Origin of the sequence: Frischella japonica (genome assembly GCF_014489845.1) — a bacterium.
In the GTDB taxonomy this organism is placed as follows: domain Bacteria; phylum Pseudomonadota; class Gammaproteobacteria; order Enterobacterales; family Orbaceae; genus Frischella; species Frischella japonica.
On sequence record NZ_JABURY010000008.1, the window covers coordinates 30,033 to 46,044 of the forward strand.

Annotated in this window: 15 protein-coding genes; 10 read left to right on the forward strand and 5 right to left on the reverse strand. The window is 35.9% G+C overall.

Annotated elements, in window-relative coordinates:
• The first annotated feature begins 4 nt into the window (after positions 1 to 4).
• The 5 genes from murB to uvrB all read left to right on the forward strand — a co-directional run bounded on the left by murB (position 5) and on the right by uvrB (position 7,342).
• A complete protein-coding gene (murB, locus tag FcAc13_RS03875; RefSeq protein WP_187754895.1) occupies positions 5 to 1,021 on the forward strand; it encodes a UDP-N-acetylmuramate dehydrogenase in 1,017 nt (338 codons plus the stop codon).
• Positions 1,022 to 1,110: 89 nt separating this feature from the next.
• A complete protein-coding gene (locus FcAc13_RS03880) occupies positions 1,111 to 2,253 on the forward strand; it encodes an MFS transporter (RefSeq protein ID WP_187754896.1) in 1,143 nt (380 codons plus the stop codon).
• Positions 2,246 to 3,223, forward strand: coding sequence for a bifunctional biotin--[acetyl-CoA-carboxylase] ligase/biotin operon repressor BirA (gene birA, locus FcAc13_RS03885; protein ID WP_187754897.1), 978 nt, complete (start codon positions 2,246 to 2,248; stop codon positions 3,221 to 3,223). The genes FcAc13_RS03880 and birA overlap by 8 nt, the downstream gene beginning before the upstream one ends.
• Positions 3,224 to 3,463: 240 nt before the next feature.
• Positions 3,464 to 4,921 (forward strand): molybdate ABC transporter ATP-binding protein ModF, encoded by a 1,458-nt coding sequence (gene modF, locus FcAc13_RS03890; protein ID WP_187754898.1) that lies wholly within the window; start codon positions 3,464 to 3,466, stop codon positions 4,919 to 4,921.
• Between the two features lie 417 nt (positions 4,922 to 5,338).
• Positions 5,339 to 7,342, forward strand: a complete 2,004-nt coding sequence (gene uvrB, locus FcAc13_RS03895) for an excinuclease ABC subunit UvrB (protein ID WP_187754899.1) — start codon at positions 5,339 to 5,341, stop codon at positions 7,340 to 7,342.
• A 67-nt stretch (positions 7,343 to 7,409) separates the two neighbouring features.
• On the opposite strand, the gene rdgB is transcribed toward uvrB, so the two are convergent.
• From rdgB to dsbB, 3 genes are read right to left on the reverse strand one after another with little or no spacing between them, the layout of a single operon-like run.
• Positions 7,410 to 8,012: an RdgB/HAM1 family non-canonical purine NTP pyrophosphatase gene (rdgB, locus tag FcAc13_RS03900; RefSeq protein ID WP_187754900.1), complete on the reverse strand. Its 603-nt coding sequence runs from the start codon at positions 8,010 to 8,012 to the stop codon at positions 7,410 to 7,412.
• 21 nt (positions 8,013 to 8,033) lie between these two features.
• Positions 8,034 to 8,693, reverse strand: coding sequence for a bifunctional tRNA pseudouridine(32) synthase/23S rRNA pseudouridine(746) synthase RluA (gene rluA, locus FcAc13_RS03905; RefSeq protein WP_187754933.1), 660 nt, complete (start codon positions 8,691 to 8,693; stop codon positions 8,034 to 8,036).
• Positions 8,694 to 8,752: 59 nt separating this feature from the next.
• Complete coding sequence (dsbB, locus tag FcAc13_RS03910; RefSeq protein WP_187754901.1) at positions 8,753 to 9,292, reverse strand: disulfide bond formation protein DsbB; 540 nt, start codon at positions 9,290 to 9,292, stop codon at positions 8,753 to 8,755.
• 139 nt (positions 9,293 to 9,431) lie between these two features.
• Here dsbB and rluC point away from each other — a divergent pair, with 139 nt between their 5' ends.
• Together rluC and FcAc13_RS03920 are read left to right on the forward strand one after the other, a co-directional pair.
• The gene (rluC, locus tag FcAc13_RS03915) at positions 9,432 to 10,409 is read left to right on the forward strand and encodes a 23S rRNA pseudouridine(955/2504/2580) synthase RluC (RefSeq protein WP_187754902.1); all 978 of its coding nucleotides are present in this window, start codon (positions 9,432 to 9,434) and stop codon (positions 10,407 to 10,409) included.
• A 57-nt stretch (positions 10,410 to 10,466) separates the two neighbouring features.
• Positions 10,467 to 11,117 carry a histidine phosphatase family protein gene (locus tag FcAc13_RS03920; RefSeq protein WP_187754903.1) on the forward strand — a complete coding sequence of 217 codons (651 nt, stop codon included), beginning with the start codon at positions 10,467 to 10,469 and terminating at the stop codon, positions 11,115 to 11,117.
• A gap of 68 nt (positions 11,118 to 11,185) precedes the next feature.
• Here FcAc13_RS03920 and FcAc13_RS03925 read toward each other — a convergent pair whose 3' ends face one another.
• Together FcAc13_RS03925 and bepA are read right to left on the reverse strand one after the other, a co-directional pair.
• Complete coding sequence (locus FcAc13_RS03925; RefSeq protein ID WP_187754904.1) at positions 11,186 to 11,899, reverse strand: DUF554 domain-containing protein; 714 nt, start codon at positions 11,897 to 11,899, stop codon at positions 11,186 to 11,188.
• 21 nt (positions 11,900 to 11,920) lie between these two features.
• On the reverse strand, positions 11,921 to 13,372 hold the full coding sequence (gene bepA / locus FcAc13_RS03930; RefSeq protein ID WP_187754905.1) for a beta-barrel assembly-enhancing protease: 1,452 nt from the start codon (positions 13,370 to 13,372) through the stop codon (positions 11,921 to 11,923).
• A 242-nt stretch (positions 13,373 to 13,614) separates the two neighbouring features.
• Between bepA and folE the strand changes: the two genes are divergently transcribed.
• The 3 genes from folE (at position 13,615) to ribF (ending at position 15,902) form a co-directional block, all read left to right on the forward strand.
• A complete protein-coding gene (gene folE, locus FcAc13_RS03935; protein WP_187754906.1) occupies positions 13,615 to 14,274 on the forward strand; it encodes a GTP cyclohydrolase I FolE in 660 nt (219 codons plus the stop codon).
• 21 nt (positions 14,275 to 14,295) lie between these two features.
• Positions 14,296 to 14,799: a hypothetical protein gene (locus FcAc13_RS03940; RefSeq protein ID WP_187754907.1), complete on the forward strand. Its 504-nt coding sequence runs from the start codon at positions 14,296 to 14,298 to the stop codon at positions 14,797 to 14,799.
• Positions 14,800 to 14,963: 164 nt separating this feature from the next.
• Positions 14,964 to 15,902, forward strand: a complete 939-nt coding sequence (gene ribF, locus FcAc13_RS03945) for a bifunctional riboflavin kinase/FAD synthetase (protein WP_187754908.1) — start codon at positions 14,964 to 14,966, stop codon at positions 15,900 to 15,902.
• Positions 15,903 to 16,012 lie beyond the last annotated feature (110 nt).

Genomic DNA, 16,012 nt, shown 5'->3' on the forward strand with positions numbered 1-16,012 from the left:
AATAATGAAATATCTGATTCCCAATACTTTTCATTTGCCAGTTTATGCTAAAGCTGTGGTAACAATTGACAGTACTGAACAGCTTTTAGCACATTATCAAACTGCGCAACAGCAAAATTGGCCTTTTTTAGTGATAGGTCAGGGGAGTAATACTCTATTTACAGAAAATTTTGCAGGTATGGTGATTATCAATCGAATTCGAGGTTACACCATTGAAGAACATGCAGATGCTTGGCGAGTTACTGTTGGTGCCGGTATGATTTGGCATGATCTTGTCAAAATGACAGTTGAACAAGCTATGCCAGGTTTAGAAAATTTAGCGATGATTCCTGGGTGTGTTGGTTCGGCAGCGATTCAAAATATTGGTGCTTATGGTGTCGAGTTTCAAAAGTTTGCTGATTATGTTGATCTGCTTGAATTATCGACCGGCAAATTAATTCGTGTTACCGATGGTCAATATGGTTATCGGGATAGTGTATTTAAATCACAGTATCTTCATGGTTATGTGGTCGTTAATGTAGGTATTAAGTTAGCTAAAGATTGGCAACCCGTATTAAGTTATGGAGAGTTAACTCAGTTCGATCCCGTTCAAGTCACAGCAAACATGATTTTAGAGAAAGTATGTGCAATTCGGTCGGCCAAATTACCAGATCCGCAGGTGCTAGGTAATGGGGGTAGTTTCTTCAAAAATCCAGTGATTGAAACTGCTCAAGCGCAAGCTATGTTACAAAATTATCCAAACATGCCATATTATCCACAAGCGAATGGTCAAGTTAAGTTAGCTGCCGGTTGGCTAATTGATCAGTGCGGTTTGAAAGGGTATCAATTGGGTGGAGCCGCGGTGCATGATAAACAAGCTTTAGTGTTAGTCAATAAACATCAAGCTACGTCACAAGATGTGATAGATTTAGCTCGTTTAGTGAGAAATCATGTTCAGCAAAAATTTGCAGTGGTCTTATCGCCAGAAATTCGTTTTATTGGTGCTTTGGCTGAATTAGATGCAGACCAATTACTTGGTTAATAATGAGAATGCTGTAACCCCATAATGAAGAGTGATATTGAACCTACAATTATGGATTTTGATAATTGTTATGTTTTAGAGATATACACATGGGCCATCGATCCTATTCTTTTCCTCTTTTATTGATAAGTCTAGTATTTTTCACTATCTCTTTATCAACTTTGAATACTCAAGTTCCATTATGGTTAAAGCATAATGATTTTTCAATGTCGCAAATTGGTATTGTGGGGTCCAGTTATTTCATCGGTAACTTAGTTGGTGCAATGCTAGCAAATTGGTTAATCGGCAAATTTAATGCCAAAAAAACATATAGTGCAGTATGTGGCTTATTTATTGTTGCTACACTCGGTTTAAGTCTATCTATGGATGTGTATAGTTGGTCATTTTGGCGATTGATTATCGGGATAGCTTGTGCAATCACTTGGGTAATAGTGGAAAGCTGCATTTTAGTCACCGGTAGCATTCATAATCGTGGTAAAATGCTCGCAGCGTATATGACGACTTACTATTTAGGTACGGTGTTTGGGCAAGCATTGTTACGTTATTTCCCCAAAAATATACTCTATTTTGGCTTAGTCATTATGACATTAATGATGCTAGCTGTTTTTTTCATCTTATTGACGTATTACAAGTTGCCACATAGGAAAAGAAATAGTTTTAATCTGTTACCAATGATTTTACATAAACCGGCTCGTTTCGGATTAGTTGGCTGTGTGATTGCCGGTATGATTATTGGATCAATTTATTCGTTACTACCGGCTTATTATTCTTACTTAGGGTATAATGATCAAATGGTGGCAAATTGGATTATTTTATTGATTATATCCGGTGTAATAGCACAAACTCCCGTAGGTTGGTGTGCCGATAAATTTGGTAAAGCACGACTATTGTTGGTGGAAATGCTTATCGCTATAGTGGCTTGTTTATTATTAATTAGCCATCATTTTACCATTTTAGCCACGATATTTTTTGGTGCTGCGATATATACGGTCTATCCAATTGCAATGGCATGGGCATGCCAAACGGTGAAAAAACAAGATATTGTTGCTATGAATCAAGCCATGTTATTAGTTAATACCTTAGGGAGTCTGATCGCGCCAGCGGTTATTGCATTAGCTATGGATTGGTTAGGCATTCAATATTTATTTATCAGTTTTATGATAATTTCATTATATTTTGCTTGGTTATTGGCATGGAATTTATTAAAAAGTAAACGGAGTGACTATGCGTGATTTATCCAACCCACTTAAACTAATTACCCTATTATCTGATGGTGAATTTCATTCTGGTGAAGAGCTTGCAATTGAATTTGGCATCACGCGAGCAGGCATAAATAAGTATATTAAGTTAATTAAACAATGGGGATTAGAGATTACTTCGACCCAAGGAAAAGGTTATCAATTAGCTTATCCTATTGATTTGTTAATGATTGATAAAATTGAACAATATTATAGAACCTTCTCGCATTCTGCACTCGATTTTGAAATATTACCAGTAATTGATTCTACGAATCAGTATTTATTAGACAAAATTGGTGAATTGCAATCGGGTTTTGCTTGTGCAGCTGAATATCAACAAGCGGGTAGAGGTCGGCGCGGACGCCAGTGGTTCTCACCTTTTGGTAGTAATCTTTATTTCTCAATGTACTGGCGCCTTGAGCAGGGCCCTGCAGCAGCGATGGGACTGAGCTTAGTTATTGGAATTGTTATTGCTAATGTGTTGCGTCAATTGTCAGGTCAAGAAATTAAGGTTAAGTGGCCGAATGATCTTTATCTGAATGATAAAAAGCTAGCGGGTATATTAGTTGAATTAGCTGGTAAAACCGGTGATGTTGCACATGTCGTGATGGGATCGGGAATTAATTTAATGATGCATAACCCAGATCACGATATTGTCAATCAAGCTTGGGCTAATCTAGGATATATTGATCGCAATTTACTAGTCGCCAATTTATTAAATCAACTTCGAGAAGCAATGTGCTGTTTTGAACAGCAAGGGTTGCATGCATTTATTAATGAATGGATGCTGTTAGATAATTTTGTTGGGCGCCCTGTTAAGTTACTGATTGGTGACAAAATTATTAAAGGGATTGCGCGAGGGATTAATGATCAAGGTGCTTTACTCTTAGAACAAGATGGTCATATAACACCATATATTGGTGGCGAGATATCATTACGGGCAGATCATGTATCAAAGGACTGATTTTCAAATTGCTTTATGCGATTGTTCTTATCAGTAGGCAAAAATTTGTTTACTGAACATAGGATTAATGTTACTAACTTATCTTCAATGTTTATAGATCACTTTATAATCTGACTTAATGAACAAACTCAATATCCATCTTTTAACACCTACTTGATAGTATATTTGTGTATTTTAAGGTCGGATAAAGCGTAAAATGTTAAGTCATTTTAGAGAAGATCTCTGCCAAGGAACTTAATAATGATAAAGATCAATAATGCCATTTATAAAATTAATGATTATAAAACGTTTTCTATTCCGCAATTAGAGATAAATCGTGGAGAAAGTTGGGCGTTTGTTGGTAGTAATGGCAGTGGTAAATCAACATTAGTGCGAGCCTTAGCTGATGAACAAACTTTACTTACCGGTGAAGTAGTCAAGCAATTTAGCCGTATTGAGCATATTTCATTTGAACAATTACAAAAGTTGGTCGAACAACAATGGCACCGTAATAATACTGATATGCTTAGTGCTGATGAGGATGATACTGGTTTAACGACAGCGCAGATAATTCAAGAAAATATCCGTGATCCGGCGTTATGTTTGAAATTAGCACAACAATTTGGTATTGGTCATCTGCTCGACCGGCGGTTTAAATATCTTTCAACCGGTGAAACGCGCAAAACCTTGCTTTGTCGGATTTTAATGGCTGAGCCCGAGTTATTAGTATTAGATGAACCATTTGATGGATTAGATATGCAATCTCGTTCACTGTTTGCTAATTTATTAGCTCAGTTGTCTCAACAATCAATCAGTATAGTGCTAGTACTTAATCGCTTTAATGATATTCCTAATTTTGTAACCCATGTTGGTGTGTTGGCTGAATGTCAATTAGTAAAAACCGGATTACGGCAAACGATGTTGCAAACTGAAGTAGTAAAAAGCTTAACAAACATTGAATTATTAAGTTGTGAGCATTTACCTGAACCTGATGTTCCTCCAACCGTTTTAGCTGATGATTTACCTCGGATTATCTTGAACAATTGTCTTGTGTATTATAATGATCAAACGATTATTAATGGTTTAACTTGGCAAGTCAATGCTAATGAACATTGGCAAATTGTTGGGCCAAATGGTGCAGGTAAATCCACATTACTAAGCTTGATTACAGGTGATCATCCGCAAGGTTATAGTAATGATTTGACGTTATTTGGTCGACGTCGCGGTAGTGGTGAAACGATCTGGGATATAAAAAAACATATTGGTTATGTTAGCAGTAGCTTGCATATGGATTACCGGGTCAGTTCAAGTGTGAAAAATGTCCTACTTTCCGGTTATTTTGATTCGATAGGAATTTATAGTGCTATTAGTGATAAGCAGCAACAATTAGCAGATAAATGGTTGGCATTACTTAATTTAACACAACAGGCTAATCAACCGTTCCGATCTTTATCGTGGGGTCAACAACGCTTAGTGTTAATTGCTCGAGCATTAGTTAAACATCCAACATTATTAATTTTGGATGAGCCCTTACAAGGACTCGATCAATTAAATCGTGAATGGGTTAAACGTTGGATTGATCGATTGATCCATAAGGGACATAGTCAATTATTATTCGTATCACATCATATTGAAGATGCACCAAATTGTATAACTAATCGCTTAACTTTCGTGCAAACGGATCGTAATAATTTTCAATATCGATTTGAACAATTATAGTGCATTCGGTATTCACTATTGATCTTAATGAAATAAATAGATAAAAAATTTAATTAAATTAAATGGTTACATTGAATTTATTTGGATCTTTTTTGTCAAAAGTCTTGAAAATAAAGTGTTTGACCCAATTTATAATTTTATCCCCTTTACCTGTGGATAACTCTGTGAACAGTTTATTGATAAATGCGCTAACCTATAGAAATTGTTAGCTTTGCGTTAATTTGTTTAGAATCTAGACATAAAATAAAAAATACTTATAAATCAATTAGTTACAATAAATCAAGAGGTTCATTACAGCTTTGTAATACTTGTTTTTCAGATTTTTAACACAGATATATATAAATTAAAAAGGTCAAGTCCTTTTGGGGATAATTTTTTATTAATAGGTTTTATTGATAGTAAGTTAAGGTAAACGATATGCGAAATTTTAAATTGTGTTCTGATTTTAAACCGGCCGGTGATCAACCAGAAGCAATTAAGCGATTAAATCAGAATTTAGAAGACGGAATTGCTCATCAAACATTACTGGGCGTAACCGGTTCGGGAAAAACGTTCACTATGGCTAATGTTATTGCGACGCATAATCGACCTACGGTAATTTTGGCACCAAATAAAACGTTAGCAGCACAATTATATGGTGAAATGAAAGCTTTCTTTCCAGAGAATGCGGTGGAATATTTTGTCTCTTATTATGATTATTATCAGCCAGAGTCCTATGTACCAACCACCGATACTTTTATTGAAAAAGATGCGTCGATCAATGAGCATATTGAACAAATGCGTTTGTCAGCAACACGATCATTACTAGAAAGACGTGATGTGGTGATCGTTGCTTCTGTGTCGGCGATTTATGGTTTAGGCGCACCAGAAACCTATATGGCGATGATCTTACATCTTTCAAAGGGAACAATAACCGATCAACGGGCGATCTTAAATCGATTGGCAGATATGCAATATAAACGTAATGATACTGGTTTTAGTCGTGGTACATTTCGGGTCCGTGGTGATGTGATTGATATTTTCCCTGCGGATTCCGATACGTTAGCCGTGCGGGTTGAGTTGTTTGATGATGAGGTAGAAAGGATAGCTTTATTTGATCCTTTGACGGGAAGTATTGTTAACGAACTACCGCGTATTACAGTACATCCCAAAACCCATTATGCTACCCCACGCAACATTTTAGATAATGCAGTAGCAGAGATAAAACAAGAGTTAACGGATCGACAAAAGATCTTATTAGCGGAAAATCGTTTACTTGAGGAGCAACGTTTAACTCAGCGCACATTATTTGATATTGAGATGATGACAGAATTGGGTTATTGTTCAGGAATTGAAAACTATTCACGTTATTTAGCTCAACGTAGAGCTGGGGAACCCCCGGCGACACTCTTTGATTATTTACCAGCCGATGGTTTATTATTTATAGATGAATCACATGTGGGAATTCCGCAATTAGGTGCTATGTATAATGGTGATCGTTCTCGTAAATTAACTTTAGTCGAATATGGCTTTCGATTACCGTCGGCGTTAGATAATCGGCCGTTAAAATTTACTGAGTTTGAGAAGATCATGCCTCAAACGATTTATGTTTCAGCTACACCAGGAAAATATGAATTAGAAAAATCGGGTAGTGAAGTGATCGATCAAGTCGTGCGTCCGACAGGGTTACTTGATCCGATTATAGAAGTACGTCCTGTTGCCACTCAGGTTGATGATCTCTTATCAGAAATTAAACAGCGGATGGCAAAACATGAGCGAGTATTAGTTACTACATTAACTAAGAAAATGGCAGAGAATTTAACGGATTATCTGTCAGAACATGGCGTTAAAGTAAAATATTTACATTCTGATATTAATACCGTCGAGCGTATGGAAATAATCCGTGATTTGCGGTTAGGTGAAATTGATGTCTTAGTTGGGATTAACTTGTTGCGTGAAGGATTAGATATTCCAGAAGTATCGTTAGTCGCAATATTAGATGCTGATCGGGAGGGATTTTTACGTTCAACTAGCTCATTGATCCAGACAGTTGGTCGTGCTGCACGTAATCAACATGGTAAAGCTATTCTTTATGCTGATAAAATTACACCAGCGATGGAAAAAACAATGGAAGAAACCTCACGTCGCCGCCAAAAACAGCAAGATTTTAATACCCAACATGGTATTACACCGACATCAGTAAAAAAAGAGATTTTTGATGTATTAGAAGCTGGCTTAAGTACTAAAAAATCGACCAGCAAGATTCAAGCGTTTGAACCAGGTAAAAATTATGATTATATATCTGCGAAAGATGTTCAAGCTCGCATTAGTGAATTAGAGGCGATGATGTATGAAGCGGCTAAAAACTTAGAATTTGAACGGGCAGGGGTACTACGCGATGAAATCAAACAGCTGAGAAGTAGTTTTATTTCATTGTCTTAATAGTGATATTAATTATAATGATGAAGAGGGCGGCGTTATGCCGCCGAATTTTTGACATAAATGTTTGTTAAGCAAACGATGTTATGTTTAATTGTGTCAATAGTTGTTGTAACGCTTGGCCGCGATGTGAAATATGACTTTTCTGTTCACGAGATATTTCGGCAGCTGAGCAACCTAATTCTGGCACATAAAATACCGGATCATAACCAAATCCACCTTGACCTTGTTCGCTACGTAAAATTTTACCTACCCACTTACCTAAGCAGATTATTGGTGTTGGGTCGTTAGCGTGGCGCATAAACACTAAAGCACAATAAAAGTAGGCATTGCGCTTCTCATCAGGTACATCTTTTAAAGCATCGAGTAATTTTTCAATATTCTGTTTATCGTTACCATGCTCGCCAGCATAACGTGCAGAATAAATGCCAGGGGCACCTCCTAATGCGTCAACTGCTAACCCAGAATCATCAGCAATTGCTGGTAGTCCAGTAAGTTTTGCCGTATGGCGAGCTTTGATAATCGCATTTTCGACAAAGCTGAGTCCAGTTTCATCAGCATCAGGGACATTGAATTCACTTTGTGCGATGACATCGAAGCCTGAATCGAGTAAAAGATTATGTAATTCTTTTACCTTGCCTTGGTTATTTGTACCCAGTACGATTTTTTTCATCAAATATTTCCTAGTTAATCGTTAAAATTCGGGTTCGCAGCTAAAAGTCATGCTTTCCTCTGTTTTGGGATGATTAATCATTAACATTTGTGCATGCAATAGTAAACGTTGTGCCATAGCAAAGGCTTGAGGGGTAGCATAAAATTTATCCCCTAAAATGGGATGACCAATCGCTTGCATATGAACACGTAATTGGTGCGAACGTCCGGTATAAGGTAATAATTCTACCCTTGTCGTATTATCTTCATGACGACTCAGCACATGATAATGGGTTAAAGCTTTTTTACCATTTTCATAATCGACCATTTGCCGAGGGCGATTTGGCCAGTCACAAATTAATGGAATATTAATTTCACCGCTATCATGCTCGATATGTCCCCAAACTTTAGCAATATAACGTTTTTTCGGAGTGCGTTCCCGAAATTGTTTTTTAATTTCGCGATCGGCTAATTTTGACAACGCTGCAACCATAATCCCGCTTGTTGCCATATCTAAGCGATGTACAGATTCGACATAACCAAATTTTTGTTGCAATCGATAGATAATACTATCCTGAAATTGCGGTTTATTACCAGAAACCGAGAGGATTCCTGGTTGCTTATTTACCACAACAATATGGTCATCTTGATACAAAATGGTTAACCACGGATCAGTGGGTGGGAAATATTCCAATAACATGATTTATCACTTATTTTCAAAATCATCCACTATAATCGATAATTTAACAATTTACTATTTGTTTAATTTTTCCAGATAGTGTTAGTGTTTGGTGGACTCACCATTTGAGATAACATAACCAGCGTACCAATTATTAGATAACAGCAAAAAATAATCATCATCCATTGTGACATTTCTAGCGTTAAGAATGACCAAACCTTTTTGCTACAGGGTTGGTCTGTGGCTTTAAATATTATTGGCAACCATTCATCAAGCGGTAAAAATTTAGGATAACGCACACCTAATGAGCAGCTATCTGAGATACGTGGTGCAAATTGTAAACGAGCTTGTAAGTATGCCAGATCGAAACCTTTATATGCACTGAAAAGCCATCCTAATATTGCAACGTTACGAAAGAATAAATTTTTACTACCTATAAAACCAACTATGCCAGAAAATAGAATACCAATCAGAGCAATTCGTTGATAAATACATAACGAACAAGGTTCAAGATAAAGAGTAATTTGGAAATATACTGCCACAGCTTGGAGAATAACCACTGAAAAAACTAATAAATACCAAGCAACTTTACCTTTAGAATATTGGTTAAGTAAATAAAACATACTCTTCTATTTCCTCGTTATTCGGTTATAATTAAACTCTATTATAAGTAAGATTATACTTATTAAGTTCTATAAATAAGCTAGTTTAGTTTATTTTGGAACAAAGTAAATTATTATCTCGATGGAATTATAAGAAATTATGGCCTTGACAGAACCAATCTCTCAATTAAAAGTGCAATTCGTTATCATTTCAGATGAAAATGAAGGTCAACGTATTGATAACTTTCTTATTACTTATTTAAAAGGTGTACCTAAGAGTTTGATTTATCGTATTTTACGCAAAGGTGAAGTGCGTGTAAATAAAAAACGTGTTAAGCCTGAATATAAATTAAAAGTTGCTGATCAATTGCGCATACCTCCTATACGAACGGCAGAAAAAACGCAAGTAAATTTTTCACCGAAATTACAAAAAATTGCTAATTTAGAGAAGGCCATTTTGTATGAAGATGATGCATTATTAGTTATCAATAAACCATCAGGAATTGCGGTACATGGTGGTAGTGGCTTGAGTTTTGGAGTGATTGAAGCATTTCGTACACTGCGCCCATATGCAAAATTCTTAGAACTGGTTCATCGTATTGACCGTGAAACATCAGGAGTATTGATGATTGCTAAAAAGCGTTCAGCTTTAAAAGCCTTACATGAACAATTAAGAGCTAAACAAATGCAAAAAGATTACTTAGCTTTAATTAAAGGGGATTGGCCTTCAGAATGTAAAGTGGTACAAGCACCATTACTGAAGAATTTGTTAAAAAGCGGTGAACGGATAGTTAAGGTGAATCAAGAAGGTAAACCTGCTGAAACTCGGTTCAAAGTCGAAGAACGATTTGGTTTTGCCACGTTAATAAAAGCTAGCCCGGTAACGGGACGTACACATCAAATTCGTGTGCATACCCAGTATACCGGCCATCCTATTGCATTTGATAATCGTTATGGTGATCAAGCTTTTGATTACCAGTTGAACCAAACCGATTTAAATCGATTATTTTTGCATGCAAGTCACGTACGATTTATTCATCCTAAAACGCTAGAAGTCATGCAATTGAGTGCACCATTAGATGATACTTTACAACAATGTTTGACTTTTTTACGGGCGCATAAAAGTTCATTTAAATAGTTAAGATTCCTATCTCAATCAATAAGCCATATAACAGGACATTTAAGAGACACAAAAATGAAAAATTTGAATTTATATTTAGTTCGACATGGACAAACTCAATGGAATATTGCTGACAGAATGCAAGGTTCATGTAACTCCCCTTTGACTGAGAATGGGGTTTTAGGGGCTAAAATAACTGGAAAATATTTGAAAGATACACCGTTTATTGCTGCTTATTCTAGTCCTTTGCCTCGGGCGATAGATACCCGTGATTATATTTTAGCTGAGAATCTTGTTGACACGCCAACTAATACCTTAGCCGGTTTAAGTGAAATGGATTTTGGCAGTTGGGAAGGGCAACACGTGCCAGAATTATCAAAATTAGCGGAGTTTCAGCAGTATTTATCTGATCCTGAGCATTATCAAGGTCTAAGTAATCAGGGTGAAAAATATTTGGATGTATTAAATCGTATGCAACAAAGTTTAGATGAAATTGTTAAGCATGCGCCACAAGATAATGGTAATATTTTAGTTGTATCACATGCTACAGCATTACGTATTTTGCTATGTGTTTTAAACGGTGGCGATTGGCGTAAGCATCGGGATGACCAGCATTTTCCACGTATTTTGAATACCAGCATTAGTTTAGTCAATTATCAAGGTGATGGCGAGAAAGGTCGATATCATGTTAAATATTATAATGATGTGACCCATATGGCAGGTTGAATTTAATGTTTTAGTAATAAATAAAAGGTGCTGTTTTATATTGCACCTTTTTGTATTGTTGCATTTATTTAAATAAAATCTAACCATATTGCTGATATTGGCATGACAATAATAAGCGCAAATAGCATATTGGCAACTGGAAATAGTTTAATATTACAGATTCTAAAACCGGTCGCTAACATGATGATTCCGCCACAGGCTGAAAAATCAGCAAACATTGAATCTGAGATAAGTGGTTGAATGACGCTAGCTAATAAGAAGAGAGCTGCTTGAATTAAAAATTGTGGAATTGCGATCAGTGATACCGCATAACCTAATGTAATTGCAAAAATGATAGCCGTGAAAAAATCAAGAAACGCCTTAGCAATTAATAAAGAGGGATCGGCGGAAATACCTTCAGTTAATGCGCCAAAAATCCCCATACCACTTGCGCAAAATAATACCACTAAAGCAACATATTTTTCGATAAAATCTTCATGTGAAGTAATAAGCGGTTGCTTAGCATTTGGTTTATCAAAAAACAGTCGTAACTTCAAAGATAATTTTTCAATACCGCGCTCCAACTGTAATAGTTCGCCAATCAATGAACCTATTAATAAAGCTAATACCACGGCAGGTATGGTGTGTATTTTGGTGATTAATGCCACTCCAATGCCAATTGCCGCACAACCGAAAGTCATTGGTAAGGCTTCACGCACGCGAGCAGGAATGGTTTTGCCAACAGAGGCACCAATTAAACCGCCAACTATAATAGCGGCGCCGTTAATAATAGGTCCAATCATGGTAGTTTACTCAAAAATAGTTTAGTGTTGATAATTAGCATAACGTTTTTGTAATTGCTGTAATTCACTGATGCGAGCATCAATTCGGGCATTGCTCATAGCATTGCCTTGAGTGATATTTTTGGCATTTTGTAATAACCGTATAGCTTGGTCAAATTGACCTTGTAATGCTAAAATTTCTGCTCTGGCTGACATCTCTTGTGCACGCTGTCGTTGCCCTCTGTAAGCAAGTTCAAGTAATTCCCAGCCAACAATATCGTCAGCGTTTTTTAGGGTATAACGATGTAATAAGCTAATTGCTTTAGTATTTTGCTTAGCTGCAATATAACTGTTGGCAAGATTAATCTGTAATGACTTATTATTCGGATAAGTTTTCAACGCTTTTGTAATGCGTTCAATAGCTACAGAGCTATTATTTGATTCTAAATCAATGTCCGTCATGAGATCAACAAACCATGGATTATTGGGTTCACTATTGAGTAATGGTTGTAGTTTATTTTTAGCGCTCGTCAATTTAGCCATTTTTAAATCCCATAAAGCATCGGCATATATGAGTGCAATTTGAGTTTGTGGATTATTTCGTTTTTGATAATCTTGGATAAGTAATTGCATGGCATTTTTGTTATTACCTAATAAAATGACTAGGCGCGCTTTGGCTAAATAATAATTTAATGAAGATGCAACGGATTTGGGTGCAAATTGATTTGAGCGATTGCGAATATCAGATAGTCGACTATCTGGTAATGGGTGGGTTAATAACATTTCAGGGGGTTTGGACATAAAACGCGTTTCATCGGCCAATTTCTGTAAAAAATCAGCCGATGCATGAGGATCAAAACCTGCACGCGTCAATGTTCTAATACCAACGCGATCTGCTTCTTGTTCATTGCTTTGAGTGAAACTAATTTGACTTTGTGCTGATCCCGCCATTGTTCCCGTGATGGCAGCCATTCCTGCGTCAGGATTGGCTAATGCTAACAAAATCGCTCCTAAAGTTGCTCCCCATATATAAGGGCTATTTTGACTGCGCGCTTCCATTGCTCTGGCTAAATGTCGCTGTGTAACATGACCAATTTCATGTGCCATTACTGATGCTAATTCACTTTCGGTATCGGTATCTATAATCAACTTTGAATGAATAACTACATTGCCACCAAAGTAGGCAAATGCATTAAGAACATTACTTTTCATTACATAAAAATGAAATGGTGTTTGTACCGAATCCGCTTTAGCAACTAATTTATTACCTAATGAATTAATATATTCATTAATCATTGGATCCTCGATAATAGGTGTGCTAGCCTGTAACATACGAGTGTAATAATCGCCCATTTCAATTTCTTGACCAATGCTTAAGGTAGCAACAGCTGCAGTACCAATATCAGGTAGATTAATATTATTGCTCGCAGCCAAAGAAATGGTTGATTGCAACGCTATCAAACCAGATAAAACGAGAGTGGAAATTTTCTTCATAGCAGAGATCTCTAGGTAATATTGGTGTTAATTTTATACGAAAAATTGTCAAATGGCGACCAGACTGTAATCAATAGTTGTTGTTTGCTATATGTCATTAAGGAATAATTTTATCCCATAATTTCATTCTAATGTTCATGTAAATAGTGTTATAAAATCTAGAAAATTAGCGAACAGCATTTTGCAACTTTTCCGTGTATCGGTATATAATAGTGCAAATCTTCGTTCAATTTGGTAATTTTATGTGTGAATTAAGTGTTGAAGCACAAAAAGTCAAGGCTGCTTTAGCAATGAGAAATCTTGAAACACCAATGTGTAGTAATGAAATGGCGAACAGTGAGCGTAAAGCGAAGATAGAAAGCCATTTTCGTGCAATTATGAATTTGATGCAATTAAATTTGTCAGATGATAGTTTGCAAGAAACCCCACATCGTGTTGCAAAGATGTATGTTGATGAAATTTTTTCTGGACTTGATTATCACAATTTCCCTAAGATCACGTTAATTGCCAATAAAATGCAAGTTGATGAAATGATTACTGTGAGGGATATAACCTTAACCAGTGTTTGTGAGCATCATTTTGTTACCATCGATGGTAAAGCAACAGTGTCTTATATACCGAAAGATAAAGTGATTGGTTTATCTAAGATTAATCGTATCGTCGAATTTTTTTCGCAACGCCCACAGGTTCAGGAAAGACTGACACAACAAATTTTAGTGGCATTACAAACTTTATTGGGAACTGTCAATGTGGCAGTGTCAATCGACGCTACTCATTATTGTGTAAAAGCACGAGGTATTAAAGATTCAAATAGTATAACAACGACTACAGCGCTTGGTGGCGGTTTTAAAACCAACCCCAGTACTCGGCAAGAGTTTTTACGTGCTCTAAATCATAACTAAAAATAAAGATCAGGAAATATGATGCGCTATTTAATCTCGATTTTGTTAGCATTGTTAATCACAGCGTGTTCTGCTAGCGATAATGATTATGATAATTTTATTGGTTTTTGGGTGGAAGGAACACCACAGTTTAGAAGCGTTGCAACTAGAGCCAATATTGTCGAAATTAATAAGCAGGGTGATTCTTTTTTTATTAATGAAAATTATGTATATGGTGATGGTAATACTATTCCTATGAAAAAATTAACTGAGTCACAGGATTTAATTAACGGACTAAGTTATAATTCAGAAATGTTACTTGGCATATCTAATCGAGTGAAATTTCATGATGATGAAGGTTATTCATCAATTGGTATATTTAACACTGTTTTTTATCGAATTTCAAAAGAAGAAGCAGAACAAATTAAAAATGCGGTTGAAGAGTGTGATGAGATAGAAAGAAACAGATTTTTTATTCCAAAAGAACAAAATGAAAAATATAAACAACGAGCAAAAGAGCTACCTTATTGTAGAATTTTTTGGTAATAATAGAGATATATGTAAATTTTGTCATTCTTAATTCAAAAAACACCAGCATTTTTATTGATTAAAAATCAAGACTAAACACTATAAAGCTTGTTTTATGTTGTGTGCATCTTTGCCAAAGATTGGTATAATCTTTGGCTACTTGGGTTTAATAACACATATTCATGAAAATCATTCGCGGTTTCGCTAATTTAAATAATCAATTTACGCAGTGTGTATTGACATTGGGCAATTTTGATGGCTTACATTTAGGGCACCAACAGTTAATTAATCAACTAGTAACACAAGGTAAAAAATTAAATTTACCAACGGTAGTTATGCTATTTGAACCTCAGCCATTAGAATTTTTCGGTTCTGATAAAGCACCGCCACGCTTAACCTCTTTTCGTGAAAAATATTTATTGCTGCAATCATTTAATATTGATTATCTTTTAGTAATTCCGTTTAATCAACATTTTGCCAATATGGGGGCGGTTGAATTTATTGAACAAGGAATAATTAGACAGTTGAATGCCAAGTATGTGATCGTGGGTGATGATTTTTGTTTTGGGATACATCGACAAGGTAATGTTGCGTTATTGCAAGACTATGCCGAAAAAGCATTTTTTGAGTTGGTATGTATGTCAACTTATATTATTGATCAGCTACGTGTTAGTAGCACTGCAGTGCGTAAGGCATTAGCTAATGATGATTTTAATTTGGCCTCACGATTACTCGGTCGTCCTTATGTTATTCAAGGTTATGTCGTGCATGGTAATCAATTAGCCAGACAATTAGGTTTTCCCACGGCAAATATTTGGTTAAATCGCAGAAAACCGGCTGTACATGGGGTTTATTTTGTTAAGATTAGCGATCATTATTCGCGGCAGCAATATTATGGCATTGCTAATATCGGTATTCGACCTACGGTTAATGGCACTACAGCAATACTTGAAGTGAATATTTTTGATTTTAGTGGAAATATTTATGGTCATTGCTTAGCTATTGAGTTTATCGAAAAGATTCGTAACGAGTTTAAATTTGACTCTCTAACAGCATTACAAAGACAAATTGCACAAGATATTTGCATCGCTAAACAGATTCAGGCAAAATTTATGCAATAATTTTGTTAGACAGTATATGATGCCTTTGGGGCATACTTTTGATCACTTAAAATGTGATCAAAGCAGATATTAATCGTAAACAGTGTTCCAATGGGCAACAACCATTTTAA

What these genes read in the sequence shown, in the direction of transcription:
- murB (WP_187754895.1), top strand. Translation starts at nt 5, where the DNA reads ATGAAATATCTGATTCCCAATACTTTTCATTTGCCAGTTTATGCTAAA.
- FcAc13_RS03880 (WP_187754896.1), top strand. Translation starts at nt 1,111, where the DNA reads ATGGGCCATCGATCCTATTCTTTTCCTCTTTTATTGATAAGTCTAGTA.
- birA (WP_187754897.1), top strand. Translation starts at nt 2,246, where the DNA reads ATGCGTGATTTATCCAACCCACTTAAACTAATTACCCTATTATCTGAT.
- modF (WP_187754898.1), top strand. Translation starts at nt 3,464, where the DNA reads ATGATAAAGATCAATAATGCCATTTATAAAATTAATGATTATAAAACG.
- uvrB (WP_187754899.1), top strand. Translation starts at nt 5,339, where the DNA reads ATGCGAAATTTTAAATTGTGTTCTGATTTTAAACCGGCCGGTGATCAA.
- rdgB (WP_187754900.1), bottom strand. Translation starts at nt 8,012, where the DNA reads ATGAAAAAAATCGTACTGGGTACAAATAACCAAGGCAAGGTAAAAGAA.
- dsbB (WP_187754901.1), bottom strand. Translation starts at nt 9,292, where the DNA reads ATGTTTTATTTACTTAACCAATATTCTAAAGGTAAAGTTGCTTGGTAT.
- rluC (WP_187754902.1), top strand. Translation starts at nt 9,432, where the DNA reads ATGGCCTTGACAGAACCAATCTCTCAATTAAAAGTGCAATTCGTTATC.
- FcAc13_RS03920 (WP_187754903.1), top strand. Translation starts at nt 10,467, where the DNA reads ATGAAAAATTTGAATTTATATTTAGTTCGACATGGACAAACTCAATGG.
- FcAc13_RS03925 (WP_187754904.1), bottom strand. Translation starts at nt 11,899, where the DNA reads ATGATTGGACCTATTATTAACGGCGCCGCTATTATAGTTGGCGGTTTA.
- bepA (WP_187754905.1), bottom strand. Translation starts at nt 13,372, where the DNA reads ATGAAGAAAATTTCCACTCTCGTTTTATCTGGTTTGATAGCGTTGCAA.
- folE (WP_187754906.1), top strand. Translation starts at nt 13,615, where the DNA reads ATGTGTGAATTAAGTGTTGAAGCACAAAAAGTCAAGGCTGCTTTAGCA.
- FcAc13_RS03940 (WP_187754907.1), top strand. Translation starts at nt 14,296, where the DNA reads ATGCGCTATTTAATCTCGATTTTGTTAGCATTGTTAATCACAGCGTGT.
- ribF (WP_187754908.1), top strand. Translation starts at nt 14,964, where the DNA reads ATGAAAATCATTCGCGGTTTCGCTAATTTAAATAATCAATTTACGCAG.